This is a genomic window from Roseburia sp. AF25-13LB (assembly GCF_003478915.1).
GTDB classification, from domain to species: Bacteria; Bacillota; Clostridia; order Lachnospirales; family Lachnospiraceae; genus Roseburia_C; species Roseburia_C amylophila.
Genome location: NZ_QUFO01000001.1, coordinates 167,996 through 193,298, shown reverse-complemented (window position 1 = coordinate 193,298; position 25,303 = coordinate 167,996). Strand labels below are relative to the sequence as shown.

26 protein-coding genes are annotated in these 25,303 nt (G+C 40.5%); 2 read left to right on the top strand and 24 right to left on the bottom strand.

The genetic code is table 11. The features are described 5' to 3' along the window. Nucleotides 1–19: 19 nt before the first annotated feature. From DWY37_RS00920 to DWY37_RS00910, 3 genes are read right to left on the bottom strand one after another with little or no spacing between them, the layout of a single operon-like run. The gene (locus tag DWY37_RS00920) at nt 20–1,873 is read right to left on the bottom strand and encodes an ABC transporter ATP-binding protein (protein WP_118544398.1); all 1,854 of its coding nucleotides are present in this window, start codon (nt 1,871–1,873) and stop codon (nt 20–22) included. 1 nt (nt 1,874) lies between these two features. Then, nucleotides 1,875–4,193: an ABC transporter ATP-binding protein gene (locus DWY37_RS00915; protein ID WP_118541565.1), complete on the bottom strand. Its 2,319-nt coding sequence runs from the start codon at nt 4,191–4,193 to the stop codon at nt 1,875–1,877. A gap of 42 nt (nt 4,194–4,235) precedes the next feature. After that, a complete protein-coding gene (locus DWY37_RS00910; RefSeq protein WP_117947078.1) occupies nt 4,236–4,754 on the bottom strand; it encodes a MarR family winged helix-turn-helix transcriptional regulator in 519 nt (172 codons plus the stop codon). Between the two features lie 204 nt (nt 4,755–4,958). Between DWY37_RS00910 and DWY37_RS00905 the strand changes: the two genes are divergently transcribed. After that, on the top strand, nt 4,959–5,990 hold the full coding sequence (locus tag DWY37_RS00905; protein WP_117698729.1) for a 3-deoxy-7-phosphoheptulonate synthase: 1,032 nt from the start codon (nt 4,959–4,961) through the stop codon (nt 5,988–5,990). A 154-nt stretch (nt 5,991–6,144) separates the two neighbouring features. Here the strand turns inward: DWY37_RS00905 and xerD are convergent, their stop codons facing one another. From xerD to DWY37_RS00870, 7 genes are all read right to left on the bottom strand, one after another. After that, nucleotides 6,145–7,029 (bottom strand): site-specific tyrosine recombinase XerD, encoded by an 885-nt coding sequence (xerD, locus tag DWY37_RS00900; RefSeq protein ID WP_118057374.1) that lies wholly within the window; start codon nt 7,027–7,029, stop codon nt 6,145–6,147. Nucleotides 7,030–7,230: 201 nt separating this feature from the next. Next, complete coding sequence (locus tag DWY37_RS00895; protein WP_118057375.1) at nt 7,231–7,806, bottom strand: stage II sporulation protein M; 576 nt, start codon at nt 7,804–7,806, stop codon at nt 7,231–7,233. A gap of 22 nt (nt 7,807–7,828) precedes the next feature. After that, nucleotides 7,829–8,398 (bottom strand): NUDIX hydrolase, encoded by a 570-nt coding sequence (locus DWY37_RS00890; protein WP_118544399.1) that lies wholly within the window; start codon nt 8,396–8,398, stop codon nt 7,829–7,831. 144 nt (nt 8,399–8,542) lie between these two features. Beyond that, on the bottom strand, nt 8,543–10,063 hold the full coding sequence (gene rny, locus DWY37_RS00885; protein ID WP_416390266.1) for a ribonuclease Y: 1,521 nt from the start codon (nt 10,061–10,063) through the stop codon (nt 8,543–8,545). Between the two features lie 126 nt (nt 10,064–10,189). Beyond that, nucleotides 10,190–10,807, bottom strand: coding sequence for a regulatory protein RecX (locus DWY37_RS00880; RefSeq protein WP_118541571.1), 618 nt, complete (start codon nt 10,805–10,807; stop codon nt 10,190–10,192). Beyond that, the gene (gene recA / locus DWY37_RS00875; protein WP_022243249.1) at nt 10,807–11,895 is read right to left on the bottom strand and encodes a recombinase RecA; all 1,089 of its coding nucleotides are present in this window, start codon (nt 11,893–11,895) and stop codon (nt 10,807–10,809) included. Before recA ends, DWY37_RS00880 begins: the two co-directional genes overlap by 1 nt. A 299-nt stretch (nt 11,896–12,194) precedes the next feature. Then, nucleotides 12,195–12,401: a helix-turn-helix transcriptional regulator gene (locus tag DWY37_RS00870; RefSeq protein ID WP_117698723.1), complete on the bottom strand. Its 207-nt coding sequence runs from the start codon at nt 12,399–12,401 to the stop codon at nt 12,195–12,197. A 183-nt stretch (nt 12,402–12,584) separates the two neighbouring features. Between DWY37_RS00870 and DWY37_RS00865 the strand changes: the two genes are divergently transcribed. Continuing rightward, the gene (locus tag DWY37_RS00865; protein WP_022243251.1) at nt 12,585–12,941 is read left to right on the top strand and encodes a helix-turn-helix domain-containing protein; all 357 of its coding nucleotides are present in this window, start codon (nt 12,585–12,587) and stop codon (nt 12,939–12,941) included. Nucleotides 12,942–13,080: 139 nt separating this feature from the next. Here the strand turns inward: DWY37_RS00865 and trxA are convergent, their stop codons facing one another. The 14 genes from trxA to DWY37_RS00795 form a co-directional block, all read right to left on the bottom strand. Next, nucleotides 13,081–13,392, bottom strand: a complete 312-nt coding sequence (gene trxA / locus DWY37_RS00860) for a thioredoxin (RefSeq protein WP_022243252.1) — start codon at nt 13,390–13,392, stop codon at nt 13,081–13,083. Between the two features lie 84 nt (nt 13,393–13,476). Beyond that, complete coding sequence (locus tag DWY37_RS00855) at nt 13,477–15,066, bottom strand: peptide chain release factor 3 (protein ID WP_117698721.1); 1,590 nt, start codon at nt 15,064–15,066, stop codon at nt 13,477–13,479. Between the two features lie 11 nt (nt 15,067–15,077). Next, nucleotides 15,078–16,232: a phosphopentomutase gene (locus tag DWY37_RS00850; protein WP_118541573.1), complete on the bottom strand. Its 1,155-nt coding sequence runs from the start codon at nt 16,230–16,232 to the stop codon at nt 15,078–15,080. A 104-nt stretch (nt 16,233–16,336) separates the two neighbouring features. Further along, the gene (locus DWY37_RS00845; protein WP_118057378.1) at nt 16,337–17,047 is read right to left on the bottom strand and encodes a SpoIIIAH-like family protein; all 711 of its coding nucleotides are present in this window, start codon (nt 17,045–17,047) and stop codon (nt 16,337–16,339) included. After that, the gene (locus DWY37_RS00840; protein WP_147326041.1) at nt 17,044–17,637 is read right to left on the bottom strand and encodes a stage III sporulation protein AG; all 594 of its coding nucleotides are present in this window, start codon (nt 17,635–17,637) and stop codon (nt 17,044–17,046) included. The genes DWY37_RS00845 and DWY37_RS00840 overlap by 4 nt, the downstream gene beginning before the upstream one ends. Then, nucleotides 17,634–18,224, bottom strand: a complete 591-nt coding sequence (locus DWY37_RS00835; RefSeq protein ID WP_117698718.1) for a stage III sporulation protein AF — start codon at nt 18,222–18,224, stop codon at nt 17,634–17,636. Before DWY37_RS00835 ends, DWY37_RS00840 begins: the two co-directional genes overlap by 4 nt. Before the next feature lie 43 nt (nt 18,225–18,267). Then, nucleotides 18,268–19,485: a stage III sporulation protein AE gene (locus DWY37_RS00830; RefSeq protein WP_118541575.1), complete on the bottom strand. Its 1,218-nt coding sequence runs from the start codon at nt 19,483–19,485 to the stop codon at nt 18,268–18,270. Continuing rightward, the gene (locus tag DWY37_RS00825; protein ID WP_117698716.1) at nt 19,482–19,865 is read right to left on the bottom strand and encodes a SpoIIIAC/SpoIIIAD family protein; all 384 of its coding nucleotides are present in this window, start codon (nt 19,863–19,865) and stop codon (nt 19,482–19,484) included. The genes DWY37_RS00830 and DWY37_RS00825 overlap by 4 nt, the downstream gene beginning before the upstream one ends. 9 nt (nt 19,866–19,874) lie before the next feature. Further along, complete coding sequence (spoIIIAC, locus tag DWY37_RS00820) at nt 19,875–20,069, bottom strand: stage III sporulation protein AC (RefSeq protein WP_022243260.1); 195 nt, start codon at nt 20,067–20,069, stop codon at nt 19,875–19,877. An 11-nt stretch (nt 20,070–20,080) separates the two neighbouring features. Further along, nucleotides 20,081–20,599 (bottom strand): stage III sporulation protein AB, encoded by a 519-nt coding sequence (locus tag DWY37_RS00815; RefSeq protein WP_158552107.1) that lies wholly within the window; start codon nt 20,597–20,599, stop codon nt 20,081–20,083. After that, nucleotides 20,587–21,534 (bottom strand): stage III sporulation protein AA, encoded by a 948-nt coding sequence (spoIIIAA, locus tag DWY37_RS00810; protein ID WP_118087511.1) that lies wholly within the window; start codon nt 21,532–21,534, stop codon nt 20,587–20,589. Before spoIIIAA ends, DWY37_RS00815 begins: the two co-directional genes overlap by 13 nt. Nucleotides 21,535–22,051: 517 nt before the next feature. Beyond that, nucleotides 22,052–22,228: a 30S ribosomal protein S21 gene (gene rpsU / locus DWY37_RS00805; RefSeq protein ID WP_021737899.1), complete on the bottom strand. Its 177-nt coding sequence runs from the start codon at nt 22,226–22,228 to the stop codon at nt 22,052–22,054. Nucleotides 22,229–22,388: 160 nt separating this feature from the next. Continuing rightward, on the bottom strand, nt 22,389–25,052 hold the full coding sequence (gene alaS / locus DWY37_RS00800; RefSeq protein ID WP_330408383.1) for an alanine--tRNA ligase: 2,664 nt from the start codon (nt 25,050–25,052) through the stop codon (nt 22,389–22,391). 18 nt (nt 25,053–25,070) lie between these two features. Next, a complete protein-coding gene (locus DWY37_RS00795; protein WP_117698712.1) occupies nt 25,071–25,235 on the bottom strand; it encodes a vanadium nitrogenase in 165 nt (54 codons plus the stop codon). Nucleotides 25,236–25,303 lie beyond the last annotated feature (68 nt).

The following is a 25,303-nucleotide window of genomic DNA, read 5'->3' as shown; positions in this document are numbered from 1 at the left end:
AAAAAATCAAAGGTTTTATTTAAGAAGCTTCTTCAAACTGGGAATTATAAAGCTGTGCATAGAAACCATTCTTCTGTAACAGTTCTTCATGATTTCCCTGTTCAATAATATCACCATCTTTCATAACAAGAATCAGATCAGCATCACGAATGGTAGACAGACGATGGGCAATAATAAAACTTGTTCTTCCTTTCATCAGGTTATCCATAGCCTTCTGGATTCTGTGCTCTGTTCTGGTATCAACAGAAGAAGTTGCTTCATCTAAAATCAATACCCGGTTGTCTGCTAAAATGGCACGGGCTATGGTAAGCAACTGTTTCTGTCCCTGGGATACATTGCTGGCGTCCTCATTTAATTCCATATTATAACCCCCCGGCAATGTCTGGATGAAATGATGGGCATGGGCTGCTTTTGCTGCTGCAATAACTTCTTCGTCCGTGGCATCCAGTCTTCCGTAACGGATATTTTCCATAATAGTACCTTTAAATAACCAGGTATCCTGAAGTACCATGCCGAAGGCATCTCTTAGCTCCCGGCGGTTATAGTTTCTGATATCATTACCATCTAATCTGATGCTTCCACTGTTGACATCATAAAAACGCATCAGCAGCTTCACCATGGTAGTCTTACCGGCTCCAGTTGGTCCTACAATGGCAATCTTCTGTCCCGGTTCTACCTTTGCTGAGAAATCATTAATGATAATCTGATCCGGATTGTATCCGAAATGCACATGGGAGAATTCTACTTCTCCACGAACATCCTTTAATTCCACTGCATTTTCTGTGGTCTGGTCTTCTTCCTCTTCACCTAAGAATTCAAAAACACGTTCCGAAGCTGCGGTCATGGACTGTACCTGGTTAATGACCTGTGCAATCTGCTGGATTGGCTGGGTGAAGCTCTTTACATACTGGATAAATGCCTGAATATCACCAATTCCGATTGTTCCGTTAATTGCAAGCATTCCACCGGAAATTGCCACGCCTGCATAGCCAAGGTTACCGACAAATACCATAACCGGCTGCATCATTCCGGATAAAAACTGGGATTTCCAGGCAGACTCATATAATACATGGTTTGTATCATTAAACCGTTTTATGGTTTCCTTTTCTTTATTAAATGCCTGGATAACTAAATGTCCGGAATAAGTCTCTTCCACCTGTCCATTAATATGTCCCAAGTACTCCTGCTGGGTACGGAAATATTTCTGTGAAAATTTTGCAATTGCTGAAACCATCAACGCTGAAATCGGAAGAATTACTAATGCAATCAGTGTCATCAGTGGTGAAATAGAAATCATCATCACAAGCACTCCGATAATGGTTGCCACGCTGGTAATAATCTGTGTCACACTCTGATTTAAGCTCTGTCCCAAAGTATCCACATCATTGGTAATACGGGAAAGAACTTCCCCATAAGTTCTGCTTTCAAAATATTTCATCGGCATACGGTTGATTTTTTCAGAAATCTCTTTACGCATACGATAACAGATTTTCTGTGTGATTCCAGTCATAATAAACCCCTGAAAAAAGCTGAATACCGCACTGATAATATATAAGCCAAGAGTAAATAATAATATCTTTCCAATCAGTGTAAAATCAATTCCACCGGTTCCTGCTACTTTATTCATCAGACCGTCTGCCAATGCCGTAGTAGCTTTACCCATTACCTTTGGTCCTAATACAGAAAATACGGTAGAACAGATTGCAAGTATCATAACTGCAACAATTCCAATTTTATATTTTCCAATATAAGAAAGAAGTTTCCGGAAAGAGCCCTTAAAATCTTTTGCTTTTTCACCCGGCATCATTCCACTGCCCATTGGTCCTCCCGGACCTCTACGACGTGGTGCACGATAACTTTGCTCATTACTCATGTTATTTTTCCTCCTTTCCCTCTTCTAATCCCAATTCCTTTGCCGATAACTGTGACTGTGCAATCTGCTGATATACTTCACAATCCCGTAATAATTCTTCATGCGTACCTTTTCCGACAATCTTCCCTTCATCCAATACAAGAATCTGGTCGGCATGTAAAATGGTACTGATTCGCTGTGCTACGATAATTACACTGCTTTCTTTTGTTTTTGACTCCAATGCTTTACGCAGTGCCGCATCGGTCTTCATATCAAGTGCCGAGAAACTGTCATCAAAGATATAAACATCCGGATTCTTTGCGATTGCTCTGGCGATGGATAATCTCTGTTTCTGTCCACCGGAAACATTCGTTCCACCCTGTGCAATCCCGCTGTCATATTTTTCCGGCTTTTCATTAATAAATTCTGTTGCCTGTGCAATCTCTGCAGCCTCTTTCATTTCTGCTTCCGTAGCTTCCGGTCTGCCAAATTTCAGATTGGATGCAATGGTTCCTGAAAATAGAATTCCCTTCTGTGGTACGAATCCGATTTCATCTCTTAATTCAGCTAAACTTAAATTCCGGATATCCACACCATCTAAGGTAATCTTACCGGCTGTTACATCATAGAATCTCGGAATCAGATTAACCAGCGTTGACTTTCCACAGCCGGTACTTCCGATAATCGCTGTTGTCTTTCCCGGTTCTGCTGTAAAATCAATATCTTCCAGTACATCTTCATCCGCACCCGGATAACGGAAGTTTACATGATGGAATTCCACTTTTCCGGTATGTTTTTCAATTGTTTCTTTTTCTGCCTTTTCTATAATAGAAGAATTTGTAGTAATAACTTCATCAATCCGGTCTGCTGCAACACCGGCACGCGGCAGCATAATAGACATCATGGTAAGCATCAGGAATGCCATAACAATCTGCATGGTATAAGTAATAAATGCGGTCATTGCTCCTACCTGAAGCTGTCCGGCATCAATACGATGTGCCGATACCCAGACAATCAGTATGGTTACTCCATACATAATAAACATCATGCCCGGCATCATAAAAGTCATGACACGGTTGGTAAATAACTGTGTTCTGGTAAGATTCCGGTTTGCTTCATCAAACCGCTCTTCTTCCTTTTTTTCTCTTCCAAAAGCACGGATTACGGAAAGTCCCGTAAGAATCTCTCTGGATACTAAGTTCAGGGCATCCACTAACTTCTGCATTATTTTGAACTTCGGAAGTGTAATGGACATCAACACCATAACCAGTCCGGAAATTACCAGTACTGCCATTACGATAATCCATTCCATATGTGCTCCGGTCTTTAATACTTTATAAATTCCACCAATTCCGATGATTGGTGCATATAAAAGCATTCGAAGCATAATTGCTGTTACAAACTGAATCTGCTGAATATCATTGGTGCTTCTTGTAATTAAGGAAGCGGTAGAGAATTTATCCATCTCAGTATTGGAAAAGCCTACTACCTTACCAAAGATTTTCTCTCTTAAGTCTCTTCCGACTCCTGCGCCGACTCTGGATGCAAGATATCCGACTACCACTGCAACTGCCAGCATGAGCAATGACATAGCTGCCATCTTTCCACCCTCTGACCAGAGATAATTCTTCTGGATATGCTCCACATCAAGTCCTGCCTTTTCGTCACAGGATGCTGCATATGCTGTTCCCATGGCATGTAAGGTACTGCTTCCCACAGAATCTATCATATTTTCCATATATTCTCTGGACTGTGCTATACCATCCTGCGTCATTGCACCGCTTGCAATCAGCTGCTTCATCATCGGACGCATATCCACATAAGTTACCATTTCGCCATCATCATTTTCCGCTTCATATGTGGTCAGTTCCATCTGCATCATCTGTCCGATTTCTTCAATGGACATCTCATCCAGGCTTTCTTTGGTAATCTGGTTCTGCGGATTCTGCTCCAATGCTTCCGCAATCGTATTCTTAAAATCCGTTTCACTCATATTTGCCATACGGTAAGTCAGTACGATTGGTGTCAGTAGTTCATCATCCAATGTTTCTAATGTCTCTTTATCCGCAGTACATACATAAGTATCGTCTTTTTTTTCATAGACCGCTTCAAAAGTATCCTTTTCACCATCTGTCATAAAAAGTTCTGCCAGCTGATATTCTTCCTCCGGCATCTTTTCCGGCAAAATATGTTTGATTCCCTTATTCTGGATTCCTACATCGATGATATCGGATGTATATTGTGGCAACGACAAATCGCAATAGGCCTGCACTCCAAGGAGGAGAAATATTACCACGATGATATGCCAGTACGGGAGCATATTTTTAAATATTTTCCGCATCTTTCCTGTTCCTTCCTTTTCTATATTATTTATAAAATATTTCTATTTTAATTGCTGTTTCAACTGTCTTCTCTTTTCAATCTCAAGCTCTGCTATCTGCTCTAATTTATTCAGATAGCCAATCAGCCGGTTCATATCTTCTTCTCCCATTTTCTCCGTAACCGACTTTAATAATTCACTCAAAATCCGGTTGCATTCATTTAAAACCTCTTTTCCTTCCTCAGTTACTCTCACATAAACATTCCGCCGGTCACCCTCACACACCATACGTTCAACATATTTTTTCTCTTCCAGGGAACGAAGTGTCCGGGACACCGCCGGTGCTGCCACACGCATATAACGTACCACTTCCGATACCGTAACCTTTGCATCTATCGATTTGCTATCCGGCTCTTTGGCATCTGTCTCTTTGGTAGCCATCTCTTTTTCTTTGCGGCAATGCTCGATGGTCTTTAAGGTTCCCATTTCCACGGATGAGACCCCCGGCAGAATTGATGAGATTTTCAAACGATGAAAACGATTAAATATGGAAAATATTTCATTTCCACAACCCTGCATCATTTTCACCTCCCTTTCTTTACATTTTATATTTTCTATTTATTTAACATTGTTAACTATTAACATGTGAAAACAATAATAGCACCATGATTAAGATAGGTCAATTAAAAAAGTATAAAATTATTATTAAATCATATCATTGACAGTTAAAAACGAATCTTATAATATAAAAAAAGCAAGTTTTTTTTACTAAAGGAGACTAAAAATATGAGTTTTAATTTTTTAAACCAATTACCAAGTCCGGAAGAAATCAAAAAAGAGTATCCACTTCCGGAGAAACTGGCACAGATAAAAAAAGAACGGGATGCTGCAATTCGCAAAGTCTTAACCGGCGAAGATGACCGTTTCTTAGTTATCATCGGACCTTGTTCCGCTGACAGCGAAGAACCTGTCTGCGACTACGTCAGCCGCCTGACCAAAATTGCAGAAGATGTCAAAGACCGTCTGATTATTATCCCTCGTGTCTACACCAATAAGCCAAGAACAACCGGCGAAGGCTATAAAGGTATTGCTACCCAGCCTGACCCTGAGAAAGCTCCTGATATGGTTGCCGGACTGATTGCAATGCGTAAGCTGCACATCCGTACCATTGAAGAAAGTGGTCTGACCCCTGCCGACGAAATGCTTTATCCGGAAAACTGGAGTTACATTGACGACCTGCTCTCCTACGTTGCTATCGGTGCACGTTCTGTAGAAGACCAGCAGCATCGTCTTGTAGTCAGTGGGTTTGATGTTGCATCCGGAATGAAGAACCCGACCAGTGGTGACTTCTCCGTTATGCTCAATTCCGTATATGCTGCCCAGCATCCACATCATTTCGTATATCGTGGATATGAAGTAGAGACTCCTGGTAACGACTTAACTCACGTTGTTCTCCGTGGTGCTGTAAGCAAACATGGTAACAGCACACAGAACTACCACTACGAAGATATTATGCGTCTGATTGAAATGTATAATGAACGTGACCTTAAGAATCCAGCTGCTATCGTAGATGCAAACCACTCTAACTCCAATAAAAAATACTTCGAGCAGATCCGTATCGTCAAAGAAGTGATGCATAACCGCCAGCTCTCCCCTGAAATTCACAAGATGATTAAGGGTGTTATGATTGAAAGCTACATTGAACCGGGCAATCAGAAAATCGGCGAACACATCTATGGTAAATCCATTACTGACCCATGCTTAGGCTGGGAAGATTCCGCTCGTCTTATCTATGACATTGCAGAAATGAATAAATAATAATTTCATCTACAGGAGCTGCCTCCGGCAGCTCCTTACGAATGCCTGACAATGGAAAAAGGGGGCAGCCATTTTCTTAAAAAATGGCTGCCCCCTTTTTCTATTTATGCAAGTAGCAAGAAACCCGCAAAGCGTGTTTCCCGTAGTTTCTTCTTTATCCTCTTGGGTGTGCCTTGGCATATACTTCACGGATTCTGCTCTGTTTCATCTGTGCATAGATTTGCGTGGTAGAAATATCTGCATGTCCTAACATTTCCTGAACCGCTTTCAAATCTGCCCCATTGCTTACCAGATGAGCTGCAAAAGAATGACGCAGCATATGCGGTGTTATTTCTGTCTCAATTCCGGCTTTCTTTCCATAGGCTTTAATTAATTTCCAGAAACCCTGACGGCTCATTTCTTTGCCGGAACAGTTGGTGAAAAGATATTCACTGCCCTCTTCACTGACAAGATATGATCTTCCCTCTTCCAGATAATGCTGCAGAGCCTCTTTTGCTACTTCTCCAAAAGGAATAATTCTTTCTTTATGAGCATCTTTGCAGGTAATATATTCCAGTTTCAAATTCATATCGCTTAACTTCAAAGAAATCAATTCAGAGACACGGATTCCCGTCGCATAAAGCAATTCTAACATCGCATGGTCCCTTAATTCCTTCGGTGTATTTCCGTTTGGCTGGTCTAAAAGCCGGCTGGTTTCTTCCATAGAAAGAATAACCGGAGCTTTCTTCTCTATCTTGGGTGCCTTTAATCCATCCGTCACATTTTGGTTTACATAATTCTGTACCATAAGATACTGAAAAAAGGCTTTCATGGATGCAAGTCCTCTGGAAATCGTTGCCGGTTTCTTTCCTTCCTGCTCCTGCTTTTCCATATATATTTTTAAGTGTTCCTGTCTGACATCCTCCACAGAAAGCACACCTTCAGAATACAGAAATTCCTTCATTTTGCGCAAATCCGTCTCATAAGAAACCGCTGTATTTTTCGATATTTTCTTTACTTCCTGAAGATACTTCATAAAAGCATCTATTTCCTGTGTCATAACTGTAACCACCTAACTCTTTTTCTCTTATGCCCTTCTATTCTTTTCCAAAAGGCAAGTACAATCCCTATTATAATGATTCTAATTTGGAAAAGCAATTCATATTTTCGCCTGTTTTTTGCTGATTTACATAAATCTACCACATGTATCTTATTTCTATTTTTCTACCCACAATATGTTGTAAAAATTTCGTAAAATTTTTTATATTTTTTTCAACACGAAGTGCACCATACCTGGATTCAGATATGCCTCTGTTAAGAATCCGATAAAGAACAATAATAATATAATCCCCCACAAAAGGATCCATTCCCCAAGCTTTCCATGTTCCTTTCCGCACTGGTACTTTTCTTCTAACTTTAATAACAGCAGGTATCCGGACACATAGAAAATAAATTGTGGGCATAACGCAATCATCATAAGCCAGATGGCACCTGCGCCAATATTGCTGATTGCCATCACGCACAGGAAACCAAAAGAAAAGCCGCTCCATATCAGAAATATACTATTCATAACCCGGTACCACGGTGTCATTCCAAAGAAGATTAATGTAAGGACAACCGGCACTCTTGCTGATAGTACATAAATAAAATAATCATGTTTTTCTATCGTAATATATTTTAACTGCTGTATGAAATAATCATTTAATATGCCATATTGCTGCAGACGGCTTCTTCCATACAAATTAGCAGCTATAATGCCAATCACAAAACAGCCTAAAAATAACACCTCTAACAGATGAAGATGCTTTTCTCTTCTTATCCCCGATACTCTTTCCATGTATTCACTTGTCTTAATTTTCTTATTTCATATTATTCCGGTAACGGTAACAATATGCCAAGATACCAGCTACGGTTTTACTGTCCTGGATTATTCCGGCATAAATTTTTTCCAATAATTCTTCCGGGTCATATGCCCTTACTTCAATAAATTCTTCTGGATCAAGATGCTGTTTTCCCGGTTTTAAATCCGTTGCCAGATATACATCAATAAACTCATTACAGAAAGCTACGGTCGTCTTTAAAGAAAGCATCTTTTCGATATGACCGCACTGAAAGCCTGTCTCTTCCTCTAATTCCCGCATGGCACTTATTTTCGTATCCTCTGTCAGGGAATCTCTGCATCCTGCCGGCAGTTCAATAGTATAACGGTCTAATGCATTCCGATACTGGCGTACCATTAAGATTCTGCCCTCCGGTGTAACCGGCACAACTGCCGCAGCTCCTTTTCTGTGTTCCACATAATCCCAGTATGCAATATTTCCATCCGGTGTCTCGATGGTGTCTGAATAAACATCCACGATTGCGCCCTGATATTTTAACTCCCTGTTAACTCTTCTGATTCTTTTTTCTTCCTGATGATCCTGTCCCATTGTATTCTCCTTTTTTCTTACAGATTTTTCCTCATTACTTGTTTTTTCTCGTAGAGTTTTTTTACTTTACAGGAAAGCAATTTCCTGTAAAGTAAAAAAATAAGTGTCCAAAAAGCTTTCACTCTTCGGACACTTATTTCCTGCTTATTTTGCGTAATCAACTACACGTGATTCACGAATTACGTTTACCTTAATCTGACCTGGATATTCTAATTCAGATTCAATCTGCTTTGAAATATCACGGGCAAGTAATACCATTTCAGCATCACTTATCTGTTCAGGAACTACCATTACACGAATCTCTCTACCCGCCTGAATTGCAAAAGATTTATCTACACCTTTAAATTCATTTGTAATATCTTCTAACTGCTTTAATCTGTTGGAATATGTTTCCATTGTCTCGCGTCTTGCACCTGGTCTTGCTGCGCTAATTGTATCGGCTGCCTGTACCAGACAAGCAATCAATGACTCTGGCTCTACGTCGCCATGGTGTGCCTCTACCGCATTGATAATAAGCGGAGATTCTTTATATTTTCTACATAAATCCACACCAATCTGAATATGTGAACCTTCTACTTCGTGGTCTACTGATTTACCAATATCATGCAGGAGTCCTGCACGTTTTGCCAATCTTACGTCTACACCAACTTCAGCCGCAAGTAAGCCACAAAGCTGTGCTACTTCTATAGAATGCTTTAATGCATTCTGACCATAACTGGTTCTGAATTTCATTCGGCCTAATAATTTCACAAGTTCCGGATGAATGCCATGTACACCTACTTCTAAAGTAGCAGCTTCACCCTCTTCACGAATCATGGTTTCAACTTCTTTTTGCGCTTTTTCTACCATTTCTTCAATTCTAGCCGGATGAATTCGTCCGTCTACAATCAATTTCTCTAATGCAATACGAGCAACTTCTCTTCGTATTGGATCAAATCCGGAAAGGATAACTGCTTCCGGTGTATCATCGATAATTAAATCTACACCAGTCAGTGTTTCTAACGTACGGATATTTCTTCCTTCACGTCCGATAATTCTTCCCTTCATCTCATCATTCGGAAGCTGTACTACAGAGATGGTTGTCTCTGACACATGGTCTGCAGCACATTTCTGAATTGCAGTAACCACATATTCTTTTGCCTTCTTTCCAGCTTCTTCTTTTGCCTGATGCTCCATCTCTTTGATTAATTTTGCAGTATCAAGCTTTACATCTTCTTCAACAGTTTTTAATAGATATTCTTTTGCCTGGTCGGAGGTAAGTCCTGAGATTCTTTCTAGTTCCCGTACACGCTCTTCATGAAGCTTTGTAATTTCAGCTTTCTGTTTGTTCAGCTCTTCTTCTTTTGCTGCAAAACCTGCTTCGCGCTTCTCAATGGCTTCCAGTTTCTTATCCAGATTGGATTCCTTCTGTTCCACTCTGCGCTCGTTTCTCTGAATTTCGTTTCTTCTTTCCTTGATTTCCTTGTCCAATTCGTTCTTCGTACGAATCGACTCTTCTTTAATCTCAAGCAAAGATTCTCTCTTCTTCGTCTCAGCGGTCTTCACAGCTTCATCTATTATCTCACGGGCTTTATCTTCTGCACTGCCAATCTTTGAAGCAGTCTGCTTTTTCTGGTATGCATTTGCAACAAACCAGGTGATAGCACATGTGACAATAAATGTAATTACAACAGCTATAATTACTGCCTGCACAGGAGCACCTCCTTTATTCAATTTTCATTGTTCATATAACATAAATATTCATTCATCTGTCATAAATAACAATAAATAAATTTTATACTTTTTCTAATATTATGTCAAGTAGTCCGGACATTTCATTACACGTAAAATGTCTTCACTTTTATATCCTCTCCGCATCAGATATCTATACTGTTTCTGCATTTCCTTTGCATCCGGCTGCTCCGGATTATAATGTCTCTTTTTTAATATTTCAGCAATTTTTTCTGTATCATTATTTTCATAGATTTCTTCTAAGGCCTGCTCTGTAATTTCTTTGGGAACTCCCTTCTGCATCAGTTCCTGCTGTAACCGGCGGCGGCTCTTACTGCCCTGTCGGTAACTGATATAATTTCTTGCATAGCGCATGTCATCAATATAATGATATTTCTTCACATACTCTATGGCATCAAGAATCAGTTCTTCCGGATATTCACTCTCAGCCAGTTTCCGGTAAAGCCCCTGTTCTGTCCGGTCCATCTTCTCTAAAAGTGCAAGTGCCCGTTTTTTCACCCGCTTACCTACTACTTCATAAAAGAGTTCCTGATACAGTGCCTCGTCTACGGTCTGCCCTTCCTGTAATCTGTAGCGGTGCACCTCACCTTTATATAATACAAGGTGTGTACCATCATCCATACACACCTTATATTTGTTTTTCTTATATTCTGTTATCCCTGAAACAATTCTGTCCATTACTCTGCATCAAGAACTTCCGGTCCGTTTGCAGCTGGAGTCTCTGTTTCTTCTTCACTCTTATCCACTGCATAATGAGCTCTTACTTTTTCTTCGATTTCCTGGCAGACCTGTGGATTCTCTTTCAGATAAGTCTTGGCATTTTCACGACCCTGGCCAATCTTATCTCCATTATATGCATACCATGCACCGGACTTATTTACAATACCAAGTTCAGAAGCCAGATCAAGGATATCTCCTTCTTTTGAAATTCCTTCTCCGAACATAATATCAAATTCAGCCTCTTTAAATGGCGGTGCCACTTTATTCTTCACTACTTTAATACGGGTACGGTTACCGACAATTTCTCCACCCTGTTTTAAGGATTCAATTCGACGTACATCAAGACGTACGGAAGAATAGAATTTCAATGCACGGCCACCGGTTGTTGTCTCCGGATTACCAAACATAACTCCAACCTTTTCACGCAACTGGTTAATAAAGATTACAATACAGTTAGAACGGTTGATTGCTGCAGTCAGCTTACGAAGTGCCTGTGACATCAATCTTGCCTGTAAGCCCACATGGGAATCTCCCATATCACCATCAATCTCTGCCTTTGGCACCAGTGCTGCAACAGAGTCTACGATTACAATATCTACTGCACCGGATCTGACCATAGTCTCTGTAATCTCAAGTGCCTGTTCTCCGTTATCCGGTTGTGAAATATAAAGATTATCAATATCTACTCCGATATTCTTCGCATATGCCGGGTCTAATGCATGCTCAGCATCAATAAATCCGGCAATTCCTCCACGCTTCTGCACCTCAGCGACTGCATGCAGGGCAACGGTCGTCTTACCACTGGACTCCGGTCCATATATCTCAATAATTCTTCCCTTAGGAAGTCCGCCTAATCCCAAAGCAATATCAAGACTTAATGCTCCTGTCGGAACAGTCTCCACATTCATCCGGTTGCTCTCATCCCCCAGTTTCATAACAGAACCTTTTCCGTACTGCTTCTCAATCTGGGATATAGCAGCATCCAGTGCCTTTAATTTATCTTCTTTACTGCTGTCTCTTCTCGTATCTTTTACATCTCTCGCCATGTCAATTCTCCTTCATGCGAACTTATGTTCGTTTTCTGATATTATAGTAGTATACTTTCTTCCAAATGTCAACTGCATTTTTAGAAAATATTTTTTTCTGTCCCTATACATTCTGTAAAGTGGGTATACCCGGCAGAATAGCCAAATATTTTATAGACTGTAAATATTCTCATGTAAAGAAAAAAGACTTCTTTCTGAAGTCTCTCATGGAAAGGTATCCTTATCTTAACATAATAAGATTCCGGTTACAAATTAATTTTCTATAAACAATGGAAACCTCTGGCAATCGTTCCATCTTTTTAATCATGATATTGATCCATACCAAGAATCAGGAAAATCTGTTCTAAGTACTTCTCACCAGACCGTTCTCCATAAATGATATGATTGATATACTGCGGACTGCACCCAACCGATGTTGCAAGTTCTTCCTGACTCATCTCAAGTTCTACCAGCCTGCGCTTTATTTCTTTCCCCATTGGAGTAATCTGCCGTTTTGTCTTTGCCATAAAAGTCTCCCCTTTTCTTCTTTATCATTTGTGTTTATATAAAAAATGATGTATAATATGAAAATAATTTCACAAATTACATTATAATTCATAAATATGAATTTGTCAATTCATATTTGCGTATTTTATTTTATTTTTTATTTTCTATACAATATTATTTAATACCTGATAAAGGAGTACACTATGACAATCAGCCAACGTATCTTTGCATTATTACGGGAAAAGAAGCTTTCACAAAAAGAATTATCGGAATACACCGGAATCTCTCCCGCTGCTATCAGCAGCTGGAAATCCAAGGGTACAAATCCTTCTTCTGATAAAATTGTAAAAATAAGTGAATTTTTAGATGTTGATGTATACTATCTTCTGACCGGTGAATACCAGCCGGCTTCCAACCTTCAGATTGCAGAAGAATCAGAATATCATGCTTTCCCATCCGACCCGGATGAACATTTACTGCTCCAGCTTTTCCATAAACTTTCTCCGATGGACAAAGGACGCATCATCGGTCAGTTAGAGCAGAAACTTGCTGAAAAATAACTTCTATATTTTTTTATATGCAATGATATATTTTTATAGCAATATGAATCAGGCATTTATTATGCTTCTATAAAAAATGTATGATAAAATCCGGACAGTATATTAAGATATACCATCCGGATTTTCTTATCAGCTGCAATCATAAAGCTAAAAGCCTTAATACTTCGTCTTTATCCTGCACACCGATGCTCTTTCCCTCAAAAACACCTTTTTTCATTACAACCAGGGTCGGAATGCTCATAATCTGATATTTTAAAGCCAGTGCTGCTTCTTCATCCACATTCACTTTTCCAACCTTTACCTGTCCCTCTAATTCATCCGCCAGTTCTTCTACAACCGGAGACATCATTTTACACGGACCGCACCAGTCTGCCCAGAAATCCAAAAGTACCGGTTTATCTGACTTTAATACTTCTTCTTCAAAATTGTCATTTGTAATCTTTACTACCATTTCGTTATCCTCCTTTACTTTTATAGAAAAGCTTCTATTTTTTCTTTTTTAAGTATGTCTCTTCTTAATTTTGTTTATACCCGCTTAATTTTTACCGAATTCCGATAATACCAGACCATCATTCCGGTCAAGAGTCATGCCGACACTCCATGCATTGACAAATAACAGCAATGGATTGCCCTTAAGGTCACGGATTTTCTTCATATCGGAAGTTCCGGTAAGCTTGTCCATATCAATATCTTTATTTTCAATCCAGCGGATATGCTCATATGGAAGCTTCTCCAAGCGTATTTCCACATTGTATTCATTTTCCAGACGGTATTTTAATACATCAAACTGCAGTACACCTACTACGCCTACGATAATCTCTTCCATACCACCCTGATATTCCTGGAAAATCTGGATTGCGCCCTCCTGTGCGATCTGCATGACACCTTTGACGAACTGTTTTCTCTTCATGGTATCTACCTGACGTACCCTTGCAAAATGCTCCGGTGCAAAAGTCGGTATTCCTTCGAATTCGAAGTTGTCTTTCGCAGTGGTTAAAGTATCACCGATTGAAAAGATACCCGGGTCAAAGACTCCGATAATATCTCCGGCATATGCTTCATCTATAATCTTTCTCTCCTGTGCCATCAACTGCTGCGGCTGGGAAAGACGGATTGTTTTTCCACCCTGGATATGTTTTACTTCCATGCCGGCTTCAAACTTTCCGGAACAGATTCGCATAAATGCAATACGGTCACGATGATTCTTATTCATATTTGCCTGAATTTTAAAGACAAAAGCAGAGAAATCGGAACCAAACGGATCAATCAGCCCCTTGTCCGAATTTCTCGGAAGCGGTGATGTAGTCATGGAAAGGAAATGCTTTAAGAAAGTTTCTACACCAAAGTTCGTTAAAGCAGAACCAAAGAATACCGGTGACAGTTCTCCCCTGGACACAAGATCCATATCGAATTCTGCACTTGCACCATCTAACAATTCAATTTCTTCATCCAATTTATCCCGGTATTCCTGCCCGATTTCTGTTGTCAATGCCGGATCATTAATATCAAAATCTTTTTCTTCACCTTCCTTGGTTCCCTTCAAGGTATCAGAGAACAGCATGACTTTTTTCGTATTCCGGTCATAAACTCCCTTAAAATTCTTTCCGGAGCCAATCGGCCAGTTAACCGGACAGGTAGCAATGCCAAGTTCTTTTTCGATTTCATCTAATAAATCAAAGGTATCATTAGCATCACGATCCATTTTATTGATAAATGTAAAAATCGGAATGTGACGCATTACACAGACTTTAAACAGTTTTCTGGTCTGTGCCTCTACACCTTTTGAACCATCGATTACCATAACTGCAGAATCAGCAGCCATCAGGGTACGATAGGTATCTTCCGAGAAGTCCTGATGTCCCGGTGTATCCAGAATATTGATGCAATATCCACCATAATTAAACTGCAATACAGAAGAAGTAACGGAAATACCTCTCTCCTTCTCTATTTCCATCCAGTCGGAAACTGCATGTCTTGCAGTTGCTTTTCCTTTTACAGAACCTGCCAGGTTAATAGCTCCTCCATACAGAAGAAATTTCTCTGTCAGGGTTGTCTTACCGGCATCCGGATGGGAAATAATCGCAAATGTTCTTCGTTTCTCTATCTCTTTTCTAAAATCAGCCAAAATGGGACCTCCTATAATTCCAGCGGCTCACCCGCACATTTTTGCTTTATGTCGAAGTAAGATAATATGGTTGCGGCAATGTCTGCAAAGCTGCCTCTTGTGCCATAGTTCTTACCCGGAGTAATATGCGCTCCATACATAAGAAGTGGTGTATACTCTCTGGAATGGTCAGTAGAAGGTGTACTCGGATCACATCCGTGGTCGGCTGTAATCATTAAAATATCATCCTCCCGTAACTTTGCCAAAAGCTCCGGCAGCCGCTCATCAAAGTGTGTCAGTGCTTTTGCATAACCATCTACATCATTCCTATGTCCATACAACATATCATAGTCTACCAAATTTGTAAAACATAATCCAGTAAAATCTTTGTCCATATAGGCTGATGTTTTGTCAATTCCATCATCATTTCCGTTTGTTCGTACAAAATCTGTAATTCCGCGTTCTGCAAAAATATCTATGATTTTTCCAACAGACAGCACTGTTTTCCCACTTTCCGTCAGCTGATCCAACATGGTGACTGCCGGCGGTTCTAAGGAAAAGTCATGTCTTCCTGCAGTACGTGTAAAATTCCCCGGTTCTCCGATAAACGGTCTTGCAATGACTCTTCCCACTCCGTTTTTCCCAGTCAGCATATTTCTTGCAATCTGGCAATCCCGGTACAGTTCTTCAATCGGCACTACCTCTTCATGGGCTGCCACCTGGAAAACAGAATCTGCTGATGTGTATACAATCAGTTTTCCAGTTTCCATATGCTCTTTTCCATAATCCCGGATAACATCCGTGCCGGAATATGGACGGTTACAAAGTACCCCGCGTCCGGTTTTCTGCTCAAATTCTTCTATGATTTCCTGTGGAAATCCATTTGGAAATGTTGGCAGTGGATGACTGGATATCACGCCTGCAATCTCCCAGTGTCCGATGGTGGTATCTTTTCCTTTGGACACCTCTGTCAGTCTGGCAAATGCACCTTTCGGATTTGCTTCTTTTTCTCCAATATGGACTCCGTCAATATTAAAATAGCCCAGCGAGCGCATATTCGGCATGGAAAAATATGGACTCCGTGAAGCTGCAAGTAAGGTATTGCTTCCTTCATCATGATACTCTGCCGCATCCGGCATCTCTCCGATTCCAACACTGTCTAATACAATTAAAAATACTCTCTTCATAGGCATTCCCTCTCTTCTCATGGTTCTGTCGGTTCTTTTTCTTATGATATTATTATACTAATTTCAGCCCCGTTTTCAAGTATCTAAGGGCGGGGCTGCTTCCCTTAATTTGTCTGTTCTGTTGTGTCTGAATTTTCGGTGGTTTCTGTTGCCGGATTCTCCTGTGCAGTATTTTTCTGAATTGGTGTGATAATGATATTTTCTGCCTCAATGCCGGCTTTTCTCTTTACAATATCCTCTATTTGGGCACGTTTGGCATCTGTTACTTCTCCCATATCAAGTACCACATCCGCTGTATTATCAGTAATGCTGACAACTACATCCGTAAATCCTTTTGCCTCTAACAACATCTCAGCTGCATTTTCCCGTTCTGCAATATCCGTCATTGCCACCATCTGATTTAAGGCATCCTGCTTTGCAGCTTCATCTATATTTGTATTATTGATAATTTCCAGCAAAGTCTCTTTGTTTTTAGAACGTACCTGTTCCCGGCCCAGTTTCATTTCTGACGCATAATCCATGCTGCTGCTTGCCATGACGGCTTCGCCCGGGTTCTCTAGGCTCTCTTCAACCACATTGTCTGCCGCTGATACAGCTTCACTACTGTTATCTTCCGTATCGGTAAAAATATCTGCTTCCGCTAAGTCATCCTCTGCCGATATCTCATAAGATAAATCTGCCGTATCCGCAGAAGCCTCCATTGCCACCTTTTCATCTTTGCCATTCTTGTCGGTAAAACTTAAGTAACCAGCCACTGCTATCATCAATGCCAATGCGGTTATAATGAGTTGATTTTTCTTAAATACTTTCTTCATTTACTGTCCTCCAGTCCGCTCATTTTTACTATTTTTATTCTATGTGCTTCTACCTGAAATAATGCCAAAACCGCCTCGGAAATATTCTGTTTCACCTTCTGGTTATCACCACCGGATGCCACAATTAAAATTCCCTCCACTTTGGGAAGAAGTTCCTTAGAAACAAAGGGGGTATTTCCGGCATCTGCTTCCTCATATACCGTACTTTCCTGTAGCTGCTGTTCCTTTGTGCTTCTTACTCCACCAGTGCTGTCACTTTCCTCTAAAGAATTTTCAGAAGTATTTTTATCCTTTTCCACCACCTGTGTCCCACTGTCCTGATAAGTAATCATCACCTTTACATCTCCAGCCCCGTCGATTTTTTCTAAAATATCTTCTAATTTCCGCTCTATTTCATCCTTAGATGCCTCCATGGTATTATTTTCCTTTGATATATTTTCTTTTGCTTCCTCTGCCTGTTTTTTTTCTTTTGTATCTGTAGGCAATGCGATAATCAGAATCAATATGCCTGCCAGGACTAAAATCAACCAATCTGACCGTTTTAGTTTCTTTTCTTTTATCTTTTGCATAAAATCCTGCATTTTCATCATCTCACCTCTTCTATCTGAATCTGCGTCTTATCAACCAGATAATTTTCACATACAAATTTTTCTAATTCTGCATACTCCTGACTTGTATGCTCCTTTTTCTCTTCTGTTTCTTTTATCTCAATTGCCGGTATCTCAATATCCGAAACATGGACGGAACTATTTTTTTCAATGTTATCCCCAGACTTTTCAATCCCGATTGTAATATGTTCTATTTCATAACCCTCATTTAACGTTACCTTACTGTATGCCACCGCATAGCCTTTCTGCCTTAGGGTATCCTCTACCTGCCCGCCACAGGCTTCTTCATATTGCAAACGATAATCTGCAGTCTCCGCACTGCTTATGGCATTTATATTTTGTACATTTTCAAGTTCCTGAAAGAACTGTGCCTGTTCCATATTCTGTATCAGCGTATCCTCATCAATTAGCCTAGAAGCAATGGGCGCCATTACCGCCAGCAGAATCAGAATCCTAAGAAAGAAATGCACATATTTTTCATAAATTTTATTCTGTACCAGATACAGCATCACATGTCCAATCAGAAAAAGGATCAGAATTCCCTTCATCCAGTTTAAAATTGCATCCATTTTATATTGCTCCCTCTTCCCCTTCTTATTTCTCTTCTTTCCTTCATCCCATAAGGAATCCGGATACTGCAGTAATCATGGCAATCGTCACAAGAAAAAGAACCAGCGAAGTAAGTAAAATCCTTGTAAGCAGCTGGCAGCCCAGACAAATGCCGTTCATGCTTCCTGCGATCCTCTTATCCGATACCGGTTCGGTTACTGCCGCTGTCACTTTATACATAAGACTCAGCAAAAACATTTTGCATAGTGGAAACATCACCAGCAAAAGTAAAATCAATACCCCGGCTGTTCCGACACTGTTCTTAATGACCATACCCGCTCCAAGCATCAGTTCACTGACTGCTCCTGTAATATTTCCCATTCCCGGTATCATTCCAAGTGTCTTTGTAACGGTACTCATTTTCAATCGGTCAATGGCCGGAACCACCATGGTCTGTACCACATTCAGACCAATGGTTGCTGCAATCGCACATTTTAAGCACCAGCGGATTATTTCTTCCATCAGTTCACACATTCTGCTAAAACGTTCCCCTTCTATCATATAATTCATAAATTCCATCATAATAAAGAGTTTCGTCATTGGCACCAGACAGGCAAGCATTCCCCACTGAACAATATAAACCACGATAAAAGCAATCTGGTAAAATCCTGCCGCTGTAAAATTTGCCATGGAAAATGCCAGAGACATGCCAAATACTGGAATCAGCATATTCATAAAATCTACAATCTGATTCATTGCCGTTACTACAATATCACTCATCATCTGATAGGACTGCAGCAGCAGGACTGTCATCTCCATATAAATCAGGAAAAAGCAGACCTCCGATATATAAGTATTATGAAAAATATCAGAGAAATTTTTAAGAAATGCGCAGCTGATTGCCAGTAAAAGAACGGTTACCAGTATTGCCTTATTATCCTGCAATTCTCCCCACAGAATCCTTCCCACTGCCTGCGTCAGCTTTTGTCCGTCACAGGAAAAGTTTCCGGTTGCCAGCTCTTTAATCAGTTCATAGAAACTAATCTCTTCTGTAGCATCCTGTTCCTTTAAATACTGCTCAATCTCTGATAAATCCAGCTGTTCCATAAAATCATCCGTATAATCCTTATCCGTCCCTGTCCAGCTGTTATCTGATGCTGCCGATACGGAAGATGCCTGTACAAGTCCTCCTGGCATGAGCCAGAACATGAAAAATATAATGAAACATCCTGCCGTTCTTACAAACATCTTAAACGCATTTTTTAATGGTTGTTTCTTCATAAAAAAGCCCCTAACGTTTCAATAAATCCCATCAGCACCGGCATACTGATTAAAAGAATCGACAGCTTGGCAAAGATTTCAATTTGTCCGGCAATTGCCTGATACCCGGATTCTCTGCAGATATCTGTTGCAAATTCTGCTACATAAGTAATTCCAATCATTTTTAAAATCATGGCAAGATACCTTCCATCTACAGGAAGCAGTTGCACCACACTATTGACATAAGACAATACAAGCTCCAATTTTCCTATCAGAAAAATGAAAATGCACAGGCACGCCACAATACTGATTAAAATGCTGTATTCACTTTTGTAGTTTTTGATAAAAAGTGCAAGAAAAACTGCTGTAATTCCCAGCAATCCAACCTGAATAATATCCATATTTCTCCTCTACAACGAAAACAGTGACTTCATCGTTTCAAACAAATCATATATGTATGGAACAATCCAGAACAGCACAATCAAAAGTCCTGCCAGACTGGTTAAAAATGCATGTTCTTCCCGCCCACTGTGCTTTAGCACCTGGCTGATTACCGTCACCAAAATACCAACTGCCGCAATTTTAAATATCAGGTTTACACTCATCTTCTCCTCCATTAAACCAGTATCAGCACCAGAAATATTCCTGCGGTAGCACACAGGTACATGCTGACTTTTATCCTCTCTCTCATCTCTGTCTGTTCTCTTTGAATCAAAATATTGATTCTTTCTATCAGTATCTCTGCTTCTTTTTCAAACAACCCTCCGCTTCCCTGTTCCAAAAGTCTTCCGCACTCCAAAAACAGTTGTCCTTCCTCTTTCGTAAAGATTTCCCTTTTTTTCCATGACTTCCACGCCTCCTTCCAACAGCTTTTCGGACTGCTGTTCTCATACTGCATCAGCTCCTTATGCAGATGCATAAAAAATGATTGAAAAGCTTCCGGTGCATGATGCCCCAATTCTGTAATAATATCCGGCAGCGGTTTCTTTAAGCTCTGCATATCTCCCTGTATTTTCAGCATACATTCCCGCCAGTCTAAAAGCCCTTCATAATGCCGCTTTATCTGCTGCATCCTGTCATAACCAATCCCAACTGTCCCCAAAAGTATCAGCACAACTCCTATCAATCGGACCATATTTTTTCCCATGCCCCATCATAAATCATAAAATGTCTTCTTCCACCATCATCCTTTTTTAAGATGACATACCGCTCAAAAATCTTTTGTTCTAGCCATTTTTGAAGTTGTTCCTTTTGTTGTAACTCCAACATATCAGCCGCGTGAATGGTTCCAAGAATACTGCAGCCACAATGCAATACTTCATCCACTGCCTGAAAATCTTCCATGGAACCAAGTTCATCCACTGCAATTACATCCGGCGACATGGAACGAAGAAGCATCCGCATTCCCACAGCCTTTTTACACCGGTCTATCACATCTGTACGTATGCCAAGATTATTCTGCGGTATTCCATGGCAGCAGGCTGCTATCTCAGAACGTTCATCTACCACCCCTACTTTAAAGTGTATTCTGCTTGTCTCATCTCCGGAAATCAGACGAATACTGTCCCGGAGCAGGGTTGTCTTTCCAATCCCAACGGAAGATACGAAAAGCGTATTTCTCACACTCTGTTCTGTTCTGATAAAGGGCAGAATTTCCTTTGCACATCCAATCTTCTGATGTGCAATTCTTATGTTCAATGATCCGACATAAGCAAGCTGTTCCACCTTTTCTCCCTCCATCCGGATCTGTCCGGTTACTCCTACCCGGTGTCCACCTTCTAAGGTCAGGAATCCACTCTTTAACTCTTCTTCATAGGCATAAATGGAATACCTGCTTAAAAAAGTCAGCATCGCAGAAATATCACTTTCCTTTATGTAATAACTTCCTTCCGCCTCCACACTTAATCTGCCACTTAGCTTATCTAAAAAATATTCCTTTCTCCCATCCCAGAGAATCATCGGCTGGTTTATACGAATGCGTATTTCCTCTGTCTCCTTTAATTTATCTTTATTTGCAAGCAGCATTTTCCGAAGCTCTGCCGGGAAAATCTGAAGTACCTGTTCTAACATTGTTTCCGGATTCACTCCTTTCTTTCGGTCTATCAATATATTCTTTCTAGTCTACTTGCGTAACTACGAGAAACATGCGTAAAAAAGAATGTGCCTTGGCACATTCTCGCGCCTGCAGCGGTCGCTTGCGACATCTACCTTATACGCCGCAGTGCGCATCCTCGCGGAGCATTTTTTACTTTACAGGAAAGCAATTTCCTGTAAAGTAAAAAAGTCGCAAGGATTTCTCCTCACGACTAATATATGACTTGTCTTATAAAATATGCTCTAAAATTTGTTTCCCTCCTACAAAACCTGCCACCAGCAGTTTCTTACGAATGCTTGGCAACCCATAAGCTTGGCAATAGAACAGAGAATGTGCCTTGGCACATTCTCGCGCCTGCGGCGGTCGCTTGCGACATCTACCTTATACGCCGCAGTGTGCATCCTCGCGGAGCGTTTTTTACTTTACAGGAAAGCAATTTCCTGTAAAGTAAAAAAGTGAAAGCTGTCACAAATGTGACAGCTTTCTATCTTATTAGTTGTACTTACGTTTTCTTGCAGCTTCCGATTTTTTCTTACGTTTAACACTTGGTTTCTCGTAATGCTCTCTTTTACGGATTTCCTGCTGGATACCAGCTTTCGCACAGTTTCTTTTGAATCTGCGTAAAGCGCTATCTAACGTCTCGTTTTCTTTTACGATTACATTTGACATTGTCTCACACCTAACCTCCCTCCAGTTGCGTATTGTGCATATTCAACTGTTTGGGTAATTTTATTGCACTACCAAAGATTATAGCATAATTTTCCCGTACGTCAACCGTTTTTTTGCTGTTTTTCCAATTTTCCGGAAAATATTTTTAATTCAGTATATTTTATGCTAACTGCTGTGCAAGAACAGTCTTTGCTTCTGTCAAAGCATCTTTGATGCCAGCCGGATTCTTACCACCGGCCTGAGCCATATTTGGACGGCCACCGCCGCCTCCGCCAACCTTCGCAGCAATTCCCTTGATGAGGTTACCGGCATGTGCACCCTTGCCCATTGCTTCCTCAGTTGCCATTGCAACAAGATTTACTTTGCCATCACAATCAGAAGCTAATACGATAACACCTTCGCCAAGCTTCTCTTTGAGCTGGTCTCCTAAGTCTCTTAAACCATTCATATCTACACCGGAAACGCTGGTTGCTAAAAGTTTCACACCAGCTACTTCCTCCACCTGATTCATAACATCACCTAATGCATCCTTTGCCGCTTTGCTCTTTAAGGATTCATTTTCAGACTGTAATGCTTTTACTTCGCCTAATACATGATTTACACGCTCAACAAGATTTGCAGGTGTCGCTTTTAATAATTTTGCAGCCTCTTTTAAGGTTTCTTCTAACTGGTCATAATATTCAAATACACCTTTGGATGTCAGGGCTTCAATTCTTCTGACTCCAGCCTGGATTCCAGCCTCGGAAATAATCTTAAATGCCTGGACTGCACTTGTATTGCTTACATGGGTACCACCGCAAAGCTCGGTAGAAAAATCTCCCATTTTTACAACACGGACATTATCACCGTATTTCTCACCAAATAATGCCATTGCACCGGTCTTCTTTGCATCCTCTAAAGACATTACTTCTGTTATAACAGGAAGTGCTTCTGCAATTTTCTGGTTTACAATGTCTTCCACTTTGGTAATCTCATCTGCTGTCATTGCTGAGAAATGTGTAAAGTCAAATCTTAATCTGTGCTCGTCTACATAAGAACCGGACTGCTGTACATGGGTACCAAGTACTTCTCTTAAGGCTTCCTGAAGAAGATGTGTTGCACTGTGGTTCTTTCCGATTGCAAGTCTTCTGTCTGCATCAATGGAAAGTTCTACTTCATCACCGGTCTTAATCATTCCCTTGGTAACTTTACCAATATGTCCGACTTTGCCGCCAAGCATCTTTACGGTATCTTCTACTTCAAAGACAAAGCTTCCGTCCTTGCTGCTGATAACACCGGTATCTGCTACCTGTCCACCCATGGTTGCATAGAATGGAGTCTTCTCTACGAAAATAGTTCCAATCTCACCATCGGATAAAGCTTCTGTGATTTCAGTCTCGGTAGTCATTACTGTAATCTTTGAGGTATAAGTATTGTTCTCATATCCGACAAATTCAGTTGTAATACTTGGGTCGATGGATTCATATACGGTAACATCTGCACCCATGTAGTTGGTTACTTTTCTTGCTTTTCTTGCTTTCTCTCTCTGCTCTTCCATTGCGGCCTTAAATCCGGCTTCATCAATGGTAAATCCTTTTTCTTCTAAGATTTCCTGGGTCAGGTCAAGAGGGAATCCGTAAGTATCATAAAGCTTGAAAGCATCCGCTCCGGATAATTCTTTCTTTCCTTCTTTTTCCAGCTTGTCCTGCATCTCTGCTAAGATAGCAAGTCCCTGATCAATTGTTTTATTGAATTTTTCTTCTTCCTGGGATAATACCTTGAAGATGAAATCTTTCTTCTCCTCTAATTCCGGATAACCATCCTTGCTCTCACGAATAACAGTATCACTGAGTTTTGCCAAAAACAGTCCATCAATTCCAAGTAATCTGCCATGTCTTGCAGCACGACGAATCAGTCTTCTTAAAACATAACCTCTTCCTTCGTTACTTGGCATAATTCCGTCGGATACCATAAAGGTTACAGAGCGGATATGGTCTGTAATCAGACGGATAGAAACGTCATCTAATGCATCCTGCTGATAAGTCTTTCCTGATAATTCACAAATCTTATCACGGATTGCTTTCATAGTATCAATATCAAATACGGAGTCTACATCCTGCATAACAACTGCCAGACGCTCTAATCCCATTCCGGTATCAATATTTTTCTGGGAAAGCTCGGTATAACCACCTTTGCCATCTCCTTCAAACTGTGTAAATACGTTGTTCCATACTTCCATGAAACGGTCGCACTCACATCCTACTTTACAGTCAGGACTTCCACAGCCGTATTTTTCTCCACGGTCATAATAGATTTCAGAACACGGTCCGCAAGGTCCTGCACCATGCTCCCAGAAGTTATCACATTCTCCGGTTTCCGGGTCACGATAGAATCTGGTAATTTTCTCTGCCGGAACACCGACTTCTTTGGTCCAGATTTCAAATGCTTCTTCGTCTTCTCCATAAATAGACGGATACAGGCGCTCCGGGTCAAGCTCTAACACTTTTGTTAAGAATTCCCATGACCATGCAATTGCTTCATGTTTGAAATAATCACCAAAAGAGAAGTTTCCAAGCATCTCAAAGAAAGTAAGATGTCTTGCTGTCTTACCTACATTTTCAATATCTCCGGTACGAATACATTTCTGACAGGTTGTCACTCTTCTTCTCGGCGGAATCTCCTGTCCTGTAAAATATGGCTTTAATGGAGCCATACCAGCATTGATAAGCAGAAGACTGTTATCATTATGTGGTACTAAAGAAAAGCTCTTCATTGCCAGATGTCCTTTGCTCTCAAAGAATTCAAGATACATTCTTCTTAAGTCATTTACTCCGTATTTCTTCACAATAATTCCTCCAAAAAACTATTTTTCTTCCTTTTTATCTTCATGTAATGCCAGTTCCTTTGCATCTTTCCGTTTCCGCAGTGCAATACCTGTGAATACACCGAGAACTGCAATTGCAACCAGAATCACAAAAATAACTACATACTGTAAAAAACTGCCTCCAAATGCGAGAAAATTATCCATACATTCTTCCTCCTGTTTTTAACTACGGGAACCACTTTTTACCGATTTCCCGTGTAACGAAATAGTTT

What these genes read in the sequence shown, in the direction of transcription:
- DWY37_RS00920 (WP_118544398.1), bottom strand. Translation starts at nt 1,873, where the DNA reads ATGAGTAATGAGCAAAGTTATCGTGCACCACGTCGTAGAGGTCCGGGA.
- DWY37_RS00915 (WP_118541565.1), bottom strand. Translation starts at nt 4,193, where the DNA reads ATGCGGAAAATATTTAAAAATATGCTCCCGTACTGGCATATCATCGTG.
- DWY37_RS00910 (WP_117947078.1), bottom strand. Translation starts at nt 4,754, where the DNA reads ATGATGCAGGGTTGTGGAAATGAAATATTTTCCATATTTAATCGTTTT.
- DWY37_RS00905 (WP_117698729.1), top strand. Translation starts at nt 4,959, where the DNA reads ATGAGTTTTAATTTTTTAAACCAATTACCAAGTCCGGAAGAAATCAAA.
- xerD (WP_118057374.1), bottom strand. Translation starts at nt 7,029, where the DNA reads ATGACACAGGAAATAGATGCTTTTATGAAGTATCTTCAGGAAGTAAAG.
- DWY37_RS00895 (WP_118057375.1), bottom strand. Translation starts at nt 7,806, where the DNA reads ATGGAAAGAGTATCGGGGATAAGAAGAGAAAAGCATCTTCATCTGTTA.
- DWY37_RS00890 (WP_118544399.1), bottom strand. Translation starts at nt 8,398, where the DNA reads ATGGGACAGGATCATCAGGAAGAAAAAAGAATCAGAAGAGTTAACAGG.
- DWY37_RS00880 (WP_118541571.1), bottom strand. Translation starts at nt 10,807, where the DNA reads ATGGACAGAATTGTTTCAGGGATAACAGAATATAAGAAAAACAAATAT.
- recA (WP_022243249.1), bottom strand. Translation starts at nt 11,895, where the DNA reads ATGGCGAGAGATGTAAAAGATACGAGAAGAGACAGCAGTAAAGAAGAT.
- DWY37_RS00870 (WP_117698723.1), bottom strand. Translation starts at nt 12,401, where the DNA reads ATGGCAAAGACAAAACGGCAGATTACTCCAATGGGGAAAGAAATAAAG.
- DWY37_RS00865 (WP_022243251.1), top strand. Translation starts at nt 12,585, where the DNA reads ATGACAATCAGCCAACGTATCTTTGCATTATTACGGGAAAAGAAGCTT.
- trxA (WP_022243252.1), bottom strand. Translation starts at nt 13,392, where the DNA reads ATGGTAGTAAAGATTACAAATGACAATTTTGAAGAAGAAGTATTAAAG.
- DWY37_RS00850 (WP_118541573.1), bottom strand. Translation starts at nt 16,232, where the DNA reads ATGAAGAGAGTATTTTTAATTGTATTAGACAGTGTTGGAATCGGAGAG.
- DWY37_RS00845 (WP_118057378.1), bottom strand. Translation starts at nt 17,047, where the DNA reads ATGAAGAAAGTATTTAAGAAAAATCAACTCATTATAACCGCATTGGCA.
- DWY37_RS00840 (WP_147326041.1), bottom strand. Translation starts at nt 17,637, where the DNA reads ATGATGAAAATGCAGGATTTTATGCAAAAGATAAAAGAAAAGAAACTA.
- DWY37_RS00835 (WP_117698718.1), bottom strand. Translation starts at nt 18,224, where the DNA reads ATGGATGCAATTTTAAACTGGATGAAGGGAATTCTGATCCTTTTTCTG.
- DWY37_RS00830 (WP_118541575.1), bottom strand. Translation starts at nt 19,485, where the DNA reads ATGAAGAAACAACCATTAAAAAATGCGTTTAAGATGTTTGTAAGAACG.
- DWY37_RS00825 (WP_117698716.1), bottom strand. Translation starts at nt 19,865, where the DNA reads ATGGATATTATTCAGGTTGGATTGCTGGGAATTACAGCAGTTTTTCTT.
- spoIIIAC (WP_022243260.1), bottom strand. Translation starts at nt 20,069, where the DNA reads ATGAGTGTAAACCTGATATTTAAAATTGCGGCAGTTGGTATTTTGGTG.
- DWY37_RS00815 (WP_158552107.1), bottom strand. Translation starts at nt 20,599, where the DNA reads ATGGTCCGATTGATAGGAGTTGTGCTGATACTTTTGGGGACAGTTGGG.
- spoIIIAA (WP_118087511.1), bottom strand. Translation starts at nt 21,534, where the DNA reads ATGTTAGAACAGGTACTTCAGATTTTCCCGGCAGAGCTTCGGAAAATG.
- rpsU (WP_021737899.1), bottom strand. Translation starts at nt 22,228, where the DNA reads ATGTCAAATGTAATCGTAAAAGAAAACGAGACGTTAGATAGCGCTTTA.
- DWY37_RS00795 (WP_117698712.1), bottom strand. Translation starts at nt 25,235, where the DNA reads ATGGATAATTTTCTCGCATTTGGAGGCAGTTTTTTACAGTATGTAGTT.